Source organism: Pelagimonas phthalicica, assembly GCF_004364805.1.
Classification (GTDB): domain Bacteria; phylum Pseudomonadota; class Alphaproteobacteria; order Rhodobacterales; family Rhodobacteraceae; genus Pelagimonas; species Pelagimonas phthalicica.
In genome coordinates this window covers 1617193-1632309 of record NZ_SOAP01000002.1, presented here as the reverse complement: position 1 = coordinate 1632309, position 15117 = coordinate 1617193, and the positions used below count along the sequence as shown (strand labels likewise).

Annotated in this window: 17 protein-coding genes; 7 read left to right on the top strand and 10 right to left on the bottom strand. The window is 58.4% G+C overall.

Features of this window, described 5'->3' with window-relative positions; translation table 11 throughout:
• The 6 genes from CLV87_RS18040 to CLV87_RS18015 all read right to left on the bottom strand — a co-directional run.
• Positions 1 to 137, bottom strand: a 137-nt coding sequence (locus CLV87_RS18040) for an acetyl-coenzyme A synthetase N-terminal domain-containing protein (protein WP_133840840.1), incomplete at its 3' end; no start/stop codon positions are given.
• Between the two features lie 101 nt (positions 138 to 238).
• Entirely contained in the window at positions 239 to 994 is a 756-nt protein-coding gene (locus CLV87_RS18035; RefSeq protein WP_099247640.1) for an ABC transporter ATP-binding protein, read from the bottom strand.
• Positions 995 to 1082: 88 nt separating this feature from the next.
• A complete protein-coding gene (locus tag CLV87_RS18030; protein ID WP_099247638.1) occupies positions 1083 to 1844 on the bottom strand; it encodes an ABC transporter ATP-binding protein in 762 nt (253 codons plus the stop codon).
• Positions 1845 to 1855: 11 nt separating this feature from the next.
• Positions 1856 to 3055 carry a branched-chain amino acid ABC transporter permease gene (locus CLV87_RS18025; RefSeq protein ID WP_099247636.1) on the bottom strand — a complete coding sequence of 400 codons (1200 nt, stop codon included), beginning with the start codon at positions 3053 to 3055 and terminating at the stop codon, positions 1856 to 1858.
• Positions 3056 to 3058: 3 nt separating this feature from the next.
• Entirely contained in the window at positions 3059 to 4090 is a 1032-nt protein-coding gene (locus CLV87_RS18020) for a branched-chain amino acid ABC transporter permease (RefSeq protein WP_099247634.1), read from the bottom strand.
• Positions 4091 to 4196: 106 nt separating this feature from the next.
• The gene (locus tag CLV87_RS18015) at positions 4197 to 5534 is read right to left on the bottom strand and encodes a substrate-binding protein (protein ID WP_099247632.1); all 1338 of its coding nucleotides are present in this window, start codon (positions 5532 to 5534) and stop codon (positions 4197 to 4199) included.
• A gap of 220 nt (positions 5535 to 5754) precedes the next feature.
• Between CLV87_RS18015 and CLV87_RS18010 the strand changes: the two genes are divergently transcribed.
• From CLV87_RS18010 to CLV87_RS17990, 5 genes are all read left to right on the top strand, one after another.
• Positions 5755 to 7059, top strand: a complete 1305-nt coding sequence (locus tag CLV87_RS18010) for a helix-turn-helix domain-containing protein (protein ID WP_099247949.1) — start codon at positions 5755 to 5757, stop codon at positions 7057 to 7059.
• A gap of 163 nt (positions 7060 to 7222) precedes the next feature.
• Positions 7223 to 7591 carry a response regulator transcription factor gene (locus tag CLV87_RS18005; protein WP_099247630.1) on the top strand — a complete coding sequence of 123 codons (369 nt, stop codon included), beginning with the start codon at positions 7223 to 7225 and terminating at the stop codon, positions 7589 to 7591.
• Positions 7588 to 7905: a hypothetical protein gene (locus tag CLV87_RS18000; RefSeq protein WP_235871974.1), complete on the top strand. Its 318-nt coding sequence runs from the start codon at positions 7588 to 7590 to the stop codon at positions 7903 to 7905. Before CLV87_RS18005 ends, CLV87_RS18000 begins: the two co-directional genes overlap by 4 nt.
• Positions 7902 to 10574 (top strand): ATP-binding protein, encoded by a 2673-nt coding sequence (locus CLV87_RS17995; RefSeq protein ID WP_099247628.1) that lies wholly within the window; start codon positions 7902 to 7904, stop codon positions 10572 to 10574. The genes CLV87_RS18000 and CLV87_RS17995 overlap by 4 nt, the downstream gene beginning before the upstream one ends.
• Before the next feature lie 92 nt (positions 10575 to 10666).
• Entirely contained in the window at positions 10667 to 11917 is a 1251-nt protein-coding gene (locus tag CLV87_RS17990) for a FliM/FliN family flagellar motor switch protein (RefSeq protein ID WP_099247626.1), read from the top strand.
• Positions 11918 to 11985: 68 nt separating this feature from the next.
• Here the strand turns inward: CLV87_RS17990 and CLV87_RS17985 are convergent, their stop codons facing one another.
• From CLV87_RS17985 to CLV87_RS17970, 4 genes are all read right to left on the bottom strand, one after another.
• Positions 11986 to 12408, bottom strand: a complete 423-nt coding sequence (locus CLV87_RS17985; RefSeq protein WP_099247624.1) for a TIGR01244 family sulfur transferase — start codon at positions 12406 to 12408, stop codon at positions 11986 to 11988.
• Positions 12409 to 12417: 9 nt separating this feature from the next.
• A complete protein-coding gene (locus tag CLV87_RS17980; RefSeq protein ID WP_166652790.1) occupies positions 12418 to 12852 on the bottom strand; it encodes a DUF6691 family protein in 435 nt (144 codons plus the stop codon).
• Positions 12852 to 13277 carry a YeeE/YedE family protein gene (locus CLV87_RS17975; RefSeq protein ID WP_099247620.1) on the bottom strand — a complete coding sequence of 142 codons (426 nt, stop codon included), beginning with the start codon at positions 13275 to 13277 and terminating at the stop codon, positions 12852 to 12854. Before CLV87_RS17975 ends, CLV87_RS17980 begins: the two co-directional genes overlap by 1 nt.
• 84 nt (positions 13278 to 13361) lie before the next feature.
• Positions 13362 to 14225 (bottom strand): MBL fold metallo-hydrolase, encoded by an 864-nt coding sequence (locus CLV87_RS17970; RefSeq protein WP_099247618.1) that lies wholly within the window; start codon positions 14223 to 14225, stop codon positions 13362 to 13364.
• A 153-nt stretch (positions 14226 to 14378) separates the two neighbouring features.
• Between CLV87_RS17970 and CLV87_RS17965 the strand changes: the two genes are divergently transcribed.
• Both CLV87_RS17965 and CLV87_RS17960 read left to right on the top strand, forming a co-directional pair.
• Positions 14379 to 14702, top strand: coding sequence for a TraR/DksA family transcriptional regulator (locus CLV87_RS17965; RefSeq protein ID WP_099247616.1), 324 nt, complete (start codon positions 14379 to 14381; stop codon positions 14700 to 14702).
• A 46-nt stretch (positions 14703 to 14748) separates the two neighbouring features.
• A complete protein-coding gene (locus tag CLV87_RS17960; RefSeq protein ID WP_099247614.1) occupies positions 14749 to 14961 on the top strand; it encodes a hypothetical protein in 213 nt (70 codons plus the stop codon).
• Positions 14962 to 15117: the final 156 nt, after the last annotated feature.

Sequence of the window (15117 nt, the reverse complement as noted above, 5' to 3'; positions counted from 1 at the left end):
CAATCCAGCCGCTCCGCCTGAGCCCCCCAGAACCCCTCAGGATCGCTCACCGACTGCGCATACATCTCATCATAACGCGACGCGTCAACATGGGCATTCGCCACCATGTCGGATGATGGTGGATAGGTTTTGGACATAGAATTTCCTCCCGAAACAATTGCCCTTAGGGAAAAACGGAAAGGCTCCCGAATGCAAGTCCACTTTGGTCTAGCATAGTCGGGAGCCCGGATTTTTTAGATCAGATGGCCAGGTATTCTGCGCGCAGCTCAGCGTTTTCGAGAACTTCGGCAGCGGATCCGTCAAAAACGATGGAGCCGGTGTCCAGAATGACCGCACGATCGGCCAGTTGCAGCGCGCGCACGGCGTTCTGTTCCACAAGAATGGTCGTCATACCCTGTTCCTTGACGTGGCGCAGGGTCTTTTCGATCTCATCCACGATGACCGGAGCAAGACCTTCGTAGGGTTCGTCCAGCAGCAGCACCTTGATGTCACGCGCCAGGGCGCGAGCGATGGACAGCATTTGCTGTTCGCCACCGGACAGGGTCACACCCTCTTGGTTGCGGCGCTCACCCAGACGCGGGAAGAGGTCATAAAGGCGTTCAATCGACCAGCCGATGGGGGGGGCGATCTGAGCCAGTTTGAGGTTTTCCTCAACGGTCAGGCCGGGGATGATGCAGCGATCTTCGGGCACGAGACCCAATCCCGCCTGCGCGGCCTCGTGGCTTGACATCAAGTGCAGCGGCTGGTGGTCCAGCCAGATCTCACCATGATTGACCTGAGGGTTGTCCATGCGGGCGATAGAGCGCAGCGTGGTGGTTTTGCCCGCCCCGTTACGGCCCAAAAGCGCGAGGATCTCGCCCTCGTGGACGTTAAAGTTGATGCCTTGGACGATATAGCTCTCACCGTAGTAAGAGTGCATGTCCCAGACTGAAAGGAACGCAGGGGCCGTTTCGGCATGGTTGGCGTTCTTGGAAAAATCCGGACGTACGTTCATGTGATGTCCTTTGTCGAGTGGTGGGGTGGAACCCCACCCTACGGAAAATTGCAGATGCAGGGTGGGGTTTGACCCCACCCCCTTTGGATCAGACCTGTTGCGTTTCGCCCAGATAGGCTTCTTGCACTTTCGGGTGGCCTTTGATGTTTTCTGGCGTGTCCTCAACCAGAGGTGTGCCTTGGGCCAACACGGTGATGCGATCCGCGAGCGAGAACACCACATGCATGTCGTGTTCAATGATGGCGATGGTGATGTCGCGCTTTTCTTTGATCTCTTTCAAAAGGTCGATCGTGTTGTTGGTATCGGCCCGCGCCATGCCCGCTGTGGGTTCGTCCAGCAGCAGCAGTTTCGGGTTTTGCACCAGGCACATGGCCATTTCCAAACGCCGCTTGTCACCCCGAGACATCGAGGCGGCATGCATGTCGCGCTTGTCGATCATGTTGACCTCTTCCAGCATCTGATGCGCTTGCTCGATCAGGCTCTTTTCCGAGTCCACCGATTCAATCGCATGCAGACGATAGGCCCCGTCACGCTTGGCAAAAAGCGGGATCATCATGTTTTCCATCACCGTGAGATCGCCAAAGATCTCAGGGGTCTGGAACACACGGGAAATACCCATCTGGTTGATCTCATGCGGCGAGCGGCCCAGCACGGAACTGCCATCAAACATCACCGATCCGGTATCGGGGATCAGTTTGCCAACCAGGCAGTTCAACAGGGTGGATTTACCGGCCCCGTTTGGCCCGATGATGGCGTGGCAGGTCTGCTCTTTGACGCTAAGATTGACATCCCCCAGCGCCTGCAAGCCTCCAAAGCGTTTGCCAACGTCTTTGACTTCAAGAATTCCCATCCGTCTTCTCCTTATTCCGCAGGCTCGGCTTTGGCCGATTTGGTGTTGTCGTCATCCTTTTTGCGGAACATGCCCGAGATGCGCTTGCCCAGCTCGACCAGACCGCCTGGCAGGAAGATGATGACCAGCATAAAGATCACACCGGTGGTGATGTGCCACTGCTTGCCAACAAAGAGGTTGGTCAGGAAGACAAAGGTGTCAGACATGCCATCGGGCATAAAGCTGAACCAGCCTTCCAGAACACCTTTGTTGATCTTGGACAGGATGTTTTCCATGTATTTCAACAGGCCAGCACCCAGAACCGGACCAATCAGCGTGCCGACACCACCCAGGATGGTCATCAGAACAACCTCACCCGAGGCGGTCCATTGCATACGCTCCGCACCGGCCAGCGGGTCCATGGAGGCCATGAGACCACCGGCCAGACCGGCATACATGCCCGAGATCACAAAGGCGGCCAATGTATAGGGGCGTGGGTTCAGACCGGTATAGTTCAGACGCTGCTGGTTCGATTTGATCGCCCGCAGCATCATGCCGAATGGCGAGCGGAAGATGCGGATCGCCAGATAGAAGGACAACAGCATGATGATGGCGCAGAAATAGTAGCCAATGTTGAAGGTGAAAACCCAAGGGCCCACCGCCATTTCAAAGCTTTCGCGCATTTCCAGACCAAACAGGCCCGGCACCGGAATGTTGCCTTCGGGAGTCTGGCTCACACCCAGGATCCGCGGATCGTCCAGCGCCAGTTGCAGACCGGTCTCACCACCGGTGATCGGGGTCAGAACCGAATAGGCCAGGGCAAAGCACATCTGCGCAAAGGCGAGTGTCAGGATCGAGAAGTAGATGCCTGAGCGACGCAAGGACACATAGCCGATGACCAGTGCAAACAAGCCCGAGATGATCACCGCCAGGATGATCGCCGGGATGACGTTCATGCTGAGCAGTTTGAACATCCACACCGCCGCATAAGATCCCACACCCAGAAAGGCTGCGTGACCAAAGGACAGATAGCCGGTCAGACCGAACAGGATGTTGAAACCAATGGCAAAGATGCCAAAGATGGCAAAGCGCTGCATCAGGTCAGGATAGCCCGCGTTGAACTGCGCCATGGCCGACCCTTCGGGGAAAGGGTTCAGGATGAAGGGGGCGAATATCGCCAATGCTGCGACGAACAACAGCAGGTTGGCGTCTTTCTTTTCAAGACCGAACATAGATCAGTCCTCCATCACGCCTTTGCGACCCATAAGGCCACGGGGACGTGTCAACAGAATGATTACGGCGACCAGATAGATGATGACCTGGTTGATGCCGGGGATGATGTCGATGACTTCGCGCATCGAGGCAAAGCTTTCGAGGATGCCAAGCAGGAAACCCGCCAGAACAGCGCCGGGCAGAGAGCCCATGCCGCCCACAACAACCACAACAAAGGACAGAACAAGGAAATCCATACCCATATGGTAGTTTGGCGAGTTGATCGGCGTATACATCACACCCGCTAGGCCCGCGACGGCGGCGGCCAGACCGAACATGATGGTAAAGCGTTTGTCGATATTGATGCCCAGCAGGCCCACGGTCTCGCGATCTGCCATGCCCGCGCGCACAACCATCCCAAAGGTGGTGAACTGCAAAAAGGCAAAGACCGCACCGATGATCAAGCTGGCAAAACCGAAATAGACCAGACGCCAGTAGGGGTAGATGATCGTATTCGCGTCAAAGCCGATGGCCGCGCCGAAATCGAACGAGCCCTTGAAGGCATCAGGTGCCGGGGTCGGGATCGGGTTCGCGCCATAGAAGTACTTGATGATTTCCTGCAAAACGATCGCTAAGCCAAAAGTAACCAAGATTTGGTCAGCATGAGGACGCTTGTAGAAGTGTTTGATCAGCCCGCGCTCCATGATCACGCCAATGGCGATCATGACCGGGATGGCAAAGAAAATGGCCAGCGGCACAGACCAATCAATGATCGCGGCCCCGGCGGCTTCGCCAAATATATCATTCACATAAGGAACCTGCACTTTCAGCGGGTTGCCAAGAAAATCGGTTTTGGTTTCGTCGATAACGACATGGCTGAGCGTCAGCAGCTTGTTCAACGTAACAGCGCAAAAGGCACCGATCATGAACAAAGCCCCGTGGGCAAAGTTCACAACGCCCAATGTGCCGAAGATCAATGTCAGACCAAGCGCGATCAGCGCATAAGCAGAGCCCTTATCGAGCCCGTTCAGGATTTGCAGGATTATTGCATCCATTGTCCCACCCTTGTGTCGGAGTGTGCAAAGAGAAAGCCCTCAAGGGGCTGAAAGAGGGTAGAGCGGAGAGAAAGGGCGCGCGGTGGCCGCGCGCCCTCCGTATTGCTTAGGCGCCCGCGTTGCAGCTGCCCAGCTCGCCGCCAAAGATCGAGGCATCATACTCGACCTGGCCACGTGGTGTGACTTCGACGATTTCGAGAAGGTCGAACTCGGATGTCGGGTTCTCTTTACCCTTCACGACCAGCACGTCTTTGAAGCACTGGTGGTCAGAGCCGCGATACAGCGTCTTGCCGTTGCCCAGACCGTCGAATTCAAAGTCTTCCAGAGCCTCGACAACGCCACATGGGTTGAATGTGCCGGCACGCTCACAGGCATCTGCATAAAGCAGAGTCTGAACGTAGCAGGTATGTGCCGCCTGAGAGGGTGGGAAGCCGTATTTGGTGCCGAAGGACTTAACAAAGGCTTTGGAACCTTCATCCTGCAGCGACCAGTGCCAGTTTGCGGAGCCAAAGATGCCTTTGATGTTCTCACCCGCACCACGTGCCATCAGGCGCGAGAAGAGCGGAACGATGATTTCAAAGTTATGGCCGTTGATCTGCTTTTCACGCAGACCGAACTGAACCGCGTTGGTCAGCGAGTTCACCATGTTGCCGCCGTAGTGGTTCAGTACCAGAACGTCCGCACCAGATTGCAGAACCGGAGCGATGTAGGAGCTGAAGTCGGTCTGTGTCAGCGGTGTTTTCACAGCTGCAACAGTTTCCCAGCCCATGGCCTCGGTGGATGTGCGGACCGCTTCTTCTGTGGTGTAACCCCAGTTGTAGTCGGCGGTCAGGTGATAGGCCTTACGGTCTTTGCCGTAATTGTTGGCCAGGATCGGCGCCAGGGCCGCACCGGACATGTACGAGTTAAAGAAGTGACGGAAACCGTTGGAGCGCTTGTCTTTACCGGTTGTGTCATTCGAGTGGGTCAGGCCCGCCATGAAGATTACGCCGGCCTCTTGGCACAGCGCCTGCACGGCCACAGCCACACCAGAAGACGACCCACCGGTGATCATCACCGCGCCGTCTTTTTCGATCATCGACTTGGCCGAGGCGCGCGCGGCGTCAGACTTGGTCTGCGTGTCGCCGGTTACGAATTCGACCTTTTTGCCCAGAATGCCGTTGCCCTGCAGAGCTTTGGAGCTGAACGTGTTCAGCATACCGCCGTCGCCGCCACCGTTCAGGTGCTCGACAGCAAGCTCATAGGCGCGCAGTTCGTCTGCACCCTCGTCAGCATAGGGGCCGGTTTGTGGAACGTTGAAGCCCAGGGTGACAGAGCCGCCAGTGGGTTCGTTGGTGTAAGCAGCCGCCGAAGAGGCGGTGAAGATTGTCGGCAGAGCGACACCGGCACCGGCCACGGCACCCGACTTGAGCACGCCACGACGTGTCAGGTTGGTCTTGGACATGAAAATCCTCCCATTTGTGAAAATGTGCATTCAGGCTCCTCTTCCCGAATTGCACGCGCACTTTTGTGCAAATTCAGTATGAGGCACGAAAAGAAAATTGCGCAACAAGCGGTTTTGTCGCAACGGTTTTTTTGTCAAGCGGTGAAAAGTAGACTAAGGTATTCTGTAAAGTTTTTTATATTGCGGCGCAGAAAGCCGCTGAAAAGACAGGGGAAACGTGTTGGCCAGAGACACCTTAACAGGAAGCCGCATCCGTGAAAGGCGGGTGGCACAGGGGATCAAGCAGGCTGACCTTGCGCGCGAGGCCGGAATTTCGGCCTCTTACCTGAACTTGATCGAGCATAATCGCCGCAGAATCGGCGGCAAGCTGCTTTTGGACATTGCCGAGGTGCTGAGCGTCGAACCGGCGCTGCTGACCGAAGGGGCCGGGGCGGCCCTGATCGCCAGCCTGCGCGAGACCGCATCGGACATCCCCCAGGCCAATGCGGAACTGGATCGGGTCGATGAATTTGCCGGGCGTTTTCCGGGCTGGGCACAGCTTTTGTCCGATTGCCGCCAGCGCATCACCGCGTTGGAGCGAAATGTCGAAACTTTGACAGATCGCATGACCCATGACCCGCATCTGGCCACATCTCTGCATGAAATGCTGTCGACCGTAACGGCGATCCGCTCGGCGGCCTCGATTCTGGCGGAACCCGGCGAGATTGATCCTGATTGGCAGGCGCGTTTTCACCGCAATATCTATGAGGACAGCGCGCGATTGGCCGAAACCTCGCGGGGTTTGGTGACCTATCTTGAGGCGGATGATGAAACCGCCACCGAAACCGGGGCCCCGCAGGAGGAACTGGATGCGGTGCTTGAGGCGGCGGGCCATCACGTGCCCGAACTGGAACGCGGTGCACCGGAACAGCAGGCCTTGGAGCGATTGGGCAAGGGGCTGTCGGCGGCGGCGCGCGGGCTTTTGCAGGCCTGGCTGCATCGATATGCGGTGGATGCCATGGCCCTGCCGATCGAGCATTTCGCCCCGCTGACCGAACGGTTTGGCAGCGATGTGGCGGTGCTGGCGCGCAGCAGCGGGGCCGAGCCGACCCGCATCATGCGCCGTCTTGCGGCCATGCCAACCGATATCCTGCCCGACCCGGTGGGGCTGGCGATCTGCGATGCCTCTGGGGTGCTGAGCTATCGCAAACCCTTGCCCGATTTTCCCATGCCGCGCTTTGGCGCGGCCTGTCCGCTCTGGCCGCTCTATCGGGCGCTGAACCGGCCCATGGTCATGCTGTCCTTGCCCTTGGTCCAGCAGGGTAGGGCGGGGGTCGGCGTCTGGGCCGAGGCCCTGGCCACACCGATTGGTGGCATTGCCGTCAACAGTGACCCGATCTTTGAGGCGCATATGTTGGTGCGCCCCATGCCCCTGGATCAGGACAACCTGCCTATCCCCGAAGATGTCGGGCTGAATTGCCGGGTTTGTTCGAAACCAGATTGCCATGGTCGGCGTGAACCCTCGATTTTGACCTCGTCAGGGTAATTGTCAGGGCAATTGGCCACAAAACGAACGGATAAAAAGAACAATTGGTCACACCTTATTATAGGACGGGCTTTTGACAGCGGCGGATGAATGGGCTTAGTGTAGGGGAACCTGCGTCAGGACAATCAAAAATCGCGACGCGTCAGGCTATTGGGGGGGATGCATGGCCGGGCATGTGCTTGTGATCGAGGACGAGCCGAATATCATTGAGGCAATCAGCTTTATCCTGTCCCGCGAGGGATGGCATGTGGCAACGCATTCCAACGGAGAGGATGCGGCAGAGATCGTGCGCTCGCGTGCGCCCGATGTTTTGATTCTGGATGTCATGCTGCCGGGCCGCTCGGGCTATGATATTCTGCGCGAATTGCGTGGCGATGCAGCGACCGAGAACCTGCCTGTCCTGATGTTGACCGCCCGCGGGCAAAGCAAAGACCGGGAAATGGCCGAACGCGCCGGGGCCAGCCGGTTCATGACCAAACCCTTTTCCAATGCCGAAGTGCTGGAGGCTGTGCGCGCTCTGGCACCGGCATGAGCGGCGCAGGCAAATCGCAAAACCAGCCCGCCGCTGCGCCGACCCCCAAGTCGGATAAGATCCCGCTTTTTGTTGAACGCCAAACCTATCGCCGCCGCCGTCTGGTGGACGGCGCGCGTGCCTTGCCGGTTTTGGGGTTGGTGCTGTGGCTGGTTCCTTTGCTTTGGGCGGTGCCAGAGTCCAAGACACATGCCTCATCCGGGTTGATCTATATCTTTGTCGTCTGGATTGGTCTGCCCTTGGTGGCGGGTATCCTGATCCAGATCATGAAGATCCGCCCACGTGTGCCGCGCAATGATGAGGGCGAGACATGACGACCCTCAACGCGCTGGCCGCGATTTCGATCCTTTATGTCCTGTTTCTATTTGCCGTGGCGTTCTTTGCCGAGCGTGCCTCGCGCCGGGGGCGGGCCAATTGGTTGCGCGCGCCCATTGTCTACACCCTGTCCCTGTCCATCTATTGCACCGCCTGGACGTTTTATGGCGCGGTTGGATCAGCCGCGCGCAATGGGTTCGAATATCTGACGATCTATCTTGGCCCGTCGCTGGTCTTGATCGGCTGGTGGTGGGTGCTGCGCAAGCTGGTGCGCATCGGGCGCGTGCAACGCATCACCTCGATTGCCGACCTGATTTCTTCGCGCTACGGCAAATCCAACCTGCTTGGGGTTGGGGTGACCCTGTTGGCGGTGATTGGCACCACCCCCTATATTGCCTTGCAACTGCAATCAGTGACCCTGTCTGTCGAAGTGTTCAGCCAGGCCTCGGGTGGAGAGCAAGAGCAGACAACCGCCTTTTGGGTGGCTGTGGGTCTTGCGGTTTTCACCGTGATCTTTGGCACCCGCAATCTGGATGCCAATGAACGCCATCACGGGGTGGTCATGGCCATCGCGGTTGAGGCGATTGTCAAGCTGGCGGCGCTGATGGCGGTGGGGATCTTTGTTGTCTGGGGGATTTCGGGCGGCGTGTCCGAAACGCTGGAGCGCATCGACGCCTCCTCGCTGGGCCATTGGGAGGTCAATGGCGGGCGCTGGGCCGGGCTGATGTTCCTTTCGGCGGCGGCGTTTCTGTGCCTGCCGCGGATGTTCCAGGTCATGGTTGTCGAGAATGACAATGACCAGCAACTGCGCATGGCGGCCTGGGCCTTTCCTCTGTATCTGATGCTGATGAGCCTGTTCATCGTGCCGATCGCGGTTGTCGGGCTCGACGTGCTGCCCGCAGGCTCAAACCCGGATCTGTTCGTTTTGACCGTGCCCTTGGAATATGGCCAGAACGCGCTGGCTTTGCTCAGCTTTCTGGGCGGTTTCAGCTCCGCCACCTCGATGGTCATTGTGGCGGCGATTGCGCTTTCGACCATGGTGTCAAACCATATCGTCATGCCGATCTGGCTGCGGGTGAACGAAAACGTGGTCAGCGTGTCCGGTGATGTGCGCAATGTCGTGCTGCTGTCGCGGCGCTTGTCCATCGGCGGAGTTCTGGCGCTGGGCTACCTTTATTATGCGCAATCGGGCGGCGGCGCGGCGCTGTCCGAAATCGGGCTTGTGGCCTTTATGGGGATTGCGCAGGTTCTGCCGGCGATGCTGGGCGGGATTTTCTGGCGCGGGGCAACGCGTTTTGGCGCTTTGGCTGGTTTGACTGTCGGCTTTTCCATCTGGGTCTATACGCTCTATCTGCCCAGTTTCGGCGCGGCGATTCTGCCGGAAAGCTTCTTTGACGGCGGTCCCTTTGGCCTGATCTGGCTACATCCCCAAGCGCTGTTTGGCATTTCGGGCATTGACCCGCTGCTGCACACGATGATCTGGAGCCTGACCTTTAATGCTGTCGCGTTCTTTGTCGCCTCGCTTTCGAGCTTTCCATCACCTTTGGAACGGCTTCAGGGCGCGCAATTTGTCAATATTCAGCAGGGCACCGGCGGCGCGCGCAGTTGGAGCCAGGGCTCGGCCGAGGCCGAAGACCTGATGGTCATGGCGCAGCGGATCCTTGGCTCGGCGGATGCGCAGCGGCTGTTCCTGCGCGAGGCCCGTCGTCAGGGATCGGACACGCATTTGCCTGCGCCCACCGCCGAATTTCTGCAAATTCTGGAACGCGAGTTGTCGGGGTCGGTCGGGGCGGCCACCGCCCATGCCATGGTCGGGCAAATCGTTGGTGGCATGAGCATTTCCGTCGAAGACCTCATGGCGGTTGCCGATGAAACCGCGCAGATGATGGAGTATTCTGCCACGCTTGAGGCGCAGTCGCAGGAATTGTCACGCACCGCCGCCCAACTGCGCGCCGCCAATGACAAACTGACCCGGTTGTCGGTGCAAAAGGATGCCTTCCTAAGCCAGATCAGCCACGAATTGCGCACGCCCATGACCTCGATCCGGGCGTTTTCGGAAATTCTACGCGATGGCGACGGGATCACCGCCGAAGAGCAAAGCAAATATGCCTCGATCATTCATGACGAGGCGATCCGTTTGACGCGGCTTCTGGATGATTTGCTGGATCTCAGCGTGCTGGAAAACGGGCAGGTCAGTCTGAACCTGGGCGAAGGCATGCTGAGCGATGTGCTGGACCGGGCCGAGGCAGCGGCGCTGGCCCATGATGACAAACGCGGATTGCAGATCAAACGGGATCGCGAGAGCGAGCAGGTCTGGCTGAACACCGACACGGAACGGCTGAGCCAAGTCTTTATCAACCTGATTTCCAATGCGCGCAAATATTGTGACGCCGAATCGCCAGCCCTGGCGATTGTGGTGACCAAGGGAGAGGCGCTGACCGTTGATTTTATTGACAATGGATCAGGCGTGGCCCCCGAAGCGCAGGACGTGATTTTTGAGAAATTTGCCCGTGTGAGTGATCAAAAAGCGGGCGGGGCCGGGCTGGGTTTGGCGATCTCGCGCCAGATCGTTACACGCCTAGGTGGAGAGATTTCCTATCTCTCCGGCCAGTCTGGCGCAGCTTTCCGCGTCATTCTGCCCTTGGAAAAAGCACTGGCCGCGCAATAAATCCTAAGAATTCAATGCGGCAGTAAAGTGCTTGGTAACCAAATCCGTCCATAACGATTGCAAAGACAGTTTACGACGGGTGCATTCTCAATATGGCAGATGGGGCACGACAGGACGTTCTGGGCCAGAAGGCGCAAGCGGCACAACGTGCGTTCGAAGCGCGCGGCATGTCGCCGTCCAAGGCGTTGCGCAGAGCGCTTTCGCGCACGGCCGACGTGTTGTGGGACCTTGCCTTGGTCACGCAGGCTGTTTCTGTCGAAATGCATGATCAGGATGGTGTGATTGATGGCCTTGGGGCCAAGGATCTGCTGGTTCTGCTGGATGGGCCGGATGGCGCATTGGGAATCGCCGCGATCGAACGCGAGGTGATGACCGGCATCATCGAGGTGCAGACCATCATGCAGGTCACGCAAATGCCCATTGATGAGGAACGGGTGCTGACCCCGACCGATGCCGCCATGATGGCCCCATTGCTGGATGGCACGCTGGATCTGTTGGTGCGCAATCTCGAAGATCATCCCATAACCGCCCAGCTTGAAGGGTATCGTTTTGGGGCCATGGTCGAAGATGCGCGCGCTGCGGGCCTGTTGCTGGACGCCTCCAGCTATCGCACCTTCCGCGCCGAAATTGATCTGGCCTTGGGGCGGCGCAAGGGCGCGCTGTCGATCTTTCTGCCAGAACGTGTTCCCACACAAAATACCGGGGCGGGGGCCGACAATCCGAATGCTCCGGGCCCGCATGAGGATGTGCTGGGCAAAATCCCATCGAAACTGGATGCGGTTCTGACCCGCGTCACCATGACCCTGCGCGAGGCTGAACAATTGCAGGCGGGTGACCTGCTGCAATTGCCGCCTGATGTTTTGGATCGGGTCGAGTTGATTGCCGGGCGAAATCAGGTGGTGGCCAAAGGACGGTTGGGCCAGATGCACAATCAGCGCGCGGTCCGTCTGACCTGGCCCGAGGCCGCAGCCCCCGCCATTCCCGATGCCGCGGCGGGCATGATGGGCGGTGATCTGGTCGAAGGGTTCGCCACCGAACCCGAGATGGATAGCCCAGCCCTGCCGGATATCGGTGGCGGCATGGGCGGCGAGGCCGAGCTGCCCGATATTGGCGGCGACTTTGGTGGCGGTTTTGGTGGCGACCTTCCCGATATCGGCATTGGCGACATGAGCACCGAAGATCAGATGTCTGACCTGCCCGATCTCGATTTTGAGGCTGATGCCGCCGCCTTTGACATGGATCTTGCCGCCGAAGGGGGCGAGGGCGAAATGGGCGAAGCTGCCATGGCCGACCTTGGCGATTTCGACTTTGCCTCGGAACCTCTGGAGATTGAGGAAAGCTAAGCTCTGTCCAAGAAAAGAAAAAGCCGGGGCTGTCCCCGGCTTTCCTATTTTTGCTTGGCTGATCCCCGTTACTGCGCGGCAATCGCATCCAAAGTCGGGCGCAGCCCGGCCAGATCATAGCCCGCATTGGCAGCAGTGCTCAGAATCTCGTCACTGGATTTCTGTGCCGCCTGAGACAGCGCCCAAACCACGGTGCAGCGCGTGCCCGAGGCGCAATAGGCCAAAACCGGGCCCTCGGCGCTGGCCAATTCCATCTGACGCGCCACGTTTTCCGGAGTCATGGTCTGGTGTGTCAAAGGCAAGACCTCAAACTCCAGCCCCGCGGCGCGCATGGCCTCCCCCATGGCGTCAGCCTGATGAGAGGGCGGGATCTCTGCATCCGGGCGGTTGCAGATGACGCGAACAAAACCCGCATCCTTGATCGTTTGCGCGTCTTCCGGGGAAATCTGCGGGGACACGAAATAGCTCGGTGTGATCTGGCGAATATCCATGGTTTTGACTTACTCCGCAGGAACAGGCCTGTCCAGCCGGGCGCGCAGGGCTGGGGCGAAAATCATGCCAGCCAGCATGGCTGCCACAAAAACATACAGACCCGGGCCGCCATAGGTCAGCGAAGCAATTGCCGGACCCGGGCACAAGCCCGCCAAGCCCCAACCGATGCCAAACATGATCGAGCCAGTGACCAGCCGCCCGTCAATCTTGGTCGAAGGGGGCGGGGGCAAGGGAGTGCCGACCAGCGACGTGACACGGCGGTTGCGGATCAGCCAGGCGATGGCCATGGGGATCATCGCGCCGCCCATGACAAAGGCCAGCGTCGGATCCCAATTGCCGAACACGTCGAGCCAGCCCTGGACCTTGGTGGTGTCGGTCATGCCCGAGATGAACAGACCGGCGCCGAACAAACCTCCGGCGATGAATGCAATGACAAGATACATCAGATCACTCCCAGAAGATGGCGAAAGATGATGACACCAATGCCGCCTGCCACGATGTAGAACCCGGTGGCGACAAAGCCGCGCAAGGACAGGCGGGACATGCCACAGACCCCGTGGCCAGAGGTGCAGCCATTGGCCAGTCGGGTGCCAATGCCCACCAGCAGGCCAGCGGCGATCAGAACCACGTAGTTATCGGTGACATGGGTGTCGACCGATCCGTAATAGGGCATCAGCAAGACCGGCAGCAGCACGACACCCGCCAGAAAGACCAGCCGTTCCCATTTGGTGTCGAGCCCGGAGCCATCGACCAACCCGCCGATAATTCCCGAAGCGCCCATGATCCGGCCATTGCCCAGCAGATAGACTGCCCCGCCGGTGCCGATCAGCAAGCCGCCGATCAGCCCCCAAATCCAATCCATTTCCATTGTTGCGTTCCCTTTGATCCTTGGGTTGCGCGTCACGCCCCGGTTCGCGGCGGGGTCGTGCTGCGTTTGACGGCGTGACCGCCGTCAGAGTTTGTTGACGGGCACCTTGAGAAAGACATCGCCCTGCTCATCCGGCTCGGGCATCTGCCCGGCGCGCATGTTCACCTGAAGCGAGGGGATGATCAGCTTGGGCATGTCCAGCGAGGCGTCGCGCGTGTCGCGCATCTCGACAAAATCCTCTTTGGATTTGCCCGCGCCCACATGGACATTGGCCGCCTTTTGCTCGCCCACCGTGCTTTCCCAGGCAAAATGATCGCGGCCCGGTGCCTTGTAATCATGACCGACAAAGATGCGGGTTTCATCCGGCAGGGACAGGATCTTCTGCACCGAGTCAAACAGCACCTCAGAGGAGCCGCCGGGGAAGTCGCAGCGCGCCGTGCCGAAATCAGGCATGAACAGGGTGTCGCCAACAAAGGCCGCATCGCCGATCACATAGGTCAGGCAAGCGGGGGTGTGACCCGGCGTGTGCAGCACATCCCCACGCATCTGACCGATCATCAGGCTGTCGCCCTCCTGAAAGAGCTGGTCAAATTGTGACCCGTCGCGCTGAAACTCGGTGCCTTCGTTAAAGACCTTTCCGAAGGTGTCCTGCACAACCGTGATCCGGTCGCCAATGCCGATCTTGCCGCCCACACGCTCCTGAATGTAAGGCGCGGCTGACAGGTGGTCGGCGTGCACATGGCTTTCGAGCAGCCAGTCCACGGTATATCCCTTGTCCTGAACAAAGGCGATGATCGCATCCGCCGACCGTGTATCGGTGCGCCCCGAGGAATAATCAAAATCCAAAACACTGTCGATAATGGCACAAGAGGTGCCATTGGGATCGCGCACGACATAGGAAATCGTATTGGTGGCGTCGTCGAAAAATCCGGTTACTTCAGGGGTCATGATCAACCTCTCTTTCTGTTTCGGAAAACATATACGATAAATAGAATATATTGCAAGACTGCGGTAAGATTTTTGCTGTCTGTTGACCTGTATCAAGGCCCGCATCGGTCCTTTTTGCCAGTATATGGGACGCAATGCGAAAGGATTGTACGAATGTCCCACCACAAAAACAAACTGTCTCTTTTGAACCGTTTGCGGGAACTGGGTGTTCGCCTGAACGGGATTGAGGACGCGTTGGAAGCGCCGCATTCCAAAGATTGGGAAGAGGCGGCCGTGGAGCGCGAAGACGAGGAAGTTCTTGAGCGTCTCGGACAGAGCGGGCAAGCTGAGATTGCGCGTATAAAAAGTGCACTCGCCCGTTTGGAGAGCGGAGATTACGGCATTTGTGTAAAATGCGGTGAAGAAATCTCGGAAAAACGACTTGAGCTTTTGCCGGATGCGGCGGCTTGTGTGAAATGTGCAGGAGGCCAGACTTAGGTCAGGCCCGGGCGCGTAATTGACGGATCCAGAGGAGGGGACCGCCATGATTGAAGACCTGAAAACAAGACTAGACGAGCTACACAGAGACCTGGAAGTGGCCAATGGTGATCAGCGAGAAGAGCTGCTGGACCATCTGGAACAGGTTGTCCTGGCTTTGGAAGACAAAGATGTCGACATTCCGGGTTGGGCCAAGGCCTTGATGGCGTCGCGTGTCGACGAGGCCGTTGAAGATATGTTCGACAATATGCCGGTCTGACCCCGGTCAGGCAGCTTTTGGGGGGCGTACCCCAACCAACACCACGCCGTGGCTGAGCAGCAGGCCAAGACTCGTTACCCGAGTCACTTTGGTCACGCTTTGCCCGGCGTTTTCCACATCTGATTGTGGAAAACTTGCTTTGAGACGCAGTTTGAC

What these genes read in the sequence shown, in the direction of transcription:
- CLV87_RS17980 (WP_166652790.1), bottom strand. Translation starts at nt 12,852, where the DNA reads ATGTATCTTGTCATTGCATTCATCGCCGGAGGTTTGTTCGGCGCCGGT.
- CLV87_RS18015 (WP_099247632.1), bottom strand. Translation starts at nt 5,534, where the DNA reads ATGTCCAAGACCAACCTGACACGTCGTGGCGTGCTCAAGTCGGGTGCC.
- CLV87_RS17970 (WP_099247618.1), bottom strand. Translation starts at nt 14,225, where the DNA reads ATGACCCCTGAAGTAACCGGATTTTTCGACGACGCCACCAATACGATT.
- CLV87_RS17990 (WP_099247626.1), top strand. Translation starts at nt 10,667, where the DNA reads ATGGCAGATGGGGCACGACAGGACGTTCTGGGCCAGAAGGCGCAAGCG.
- CLV87_RS17965 (WP_099247616.1), top strand. Translation starts at nt 14,379, where the DNA reads ATGTCCCACCACAAAAACAAACTGTCTCTTTTGAACCGTTTGCGGGAA.
- CLV87_RS18020 (WP_099247634.1), bottom strand. Translation starts at nt 4,090, where the DNA reads ATGGATGCAATAATCCTGCAAATCCTGAACGGGCTCGATAAGGGCTCT.
- CLV87_RS17960 (WP_099247614.1), top strand. Translation starts at nt 14,749, where the DNA reads ATGATTGAAGACCTGAAAACAAGACTAGACGAGCTACACAGAGACCTG.
- CLV87_RS17985 (WP_099247624.1), bottom strand. Translation starts at nt 12,408, where the DNA reads ATGGATATTCGCCAGATCACACCGAGCTATTTCGTGTCCCCGCAGATT.
- CLV87_RS18030 (WP_099247638.1), bottom strand. Translation starts at nt 1,844, where the DNA reads ATGGGAATTCTTGAAGTCAAAGACGTTGGCAAACGCTTTGGAGGCTTG.
- CLV87_RS18005 (WP_099247630.1), top strand. Translation starts at nt 7,223, where the DNA reads ATGGCCGGGCATGTGCTTGTGATCGAGGACGAGCCGAATATCATTGAG.
- CLV87_RS18035 (WP_099247640.1), bottom strand. Translation starts at nt 994, where the DNA reads ATGAACGTACGTCCGGATTTTTCCAAGAACGCCAACCATGCCGAAACG.
- CLV87_RS18000 (WP_235871974.1), top strand. Translation starts at nt 7,588, where the DNA reads ATGAGCGGCGCAGGCAAATCGCAAAACCAGCCCGCCGCTGCGCCGACC.
- CLV87_RS18025 (WP_099247636.1), bottom strand. Translation starts at nt 3,055, where the DNA reads ATGTTCGGTCTTGAAAAGAAAGACGCCAACCTGCTGTTGTTCGTCGCA.
- CLV87_RS17975 (WP_099247620.1), bottom strand. Translation starts at nt 13,277, where the DNA reads ATGGAAATGGATTGGATTTGGGGGCTGATCGGCGGCTTGCTGATCGGC.
- CLV87_RS17995 (WP_099247628.1), top strand. Translation starts at nt 7,902, where the DNA reads ATGACGACCCTCAACGCGCTGGCCGCGATTTCGATCCTTTATGTCCTG.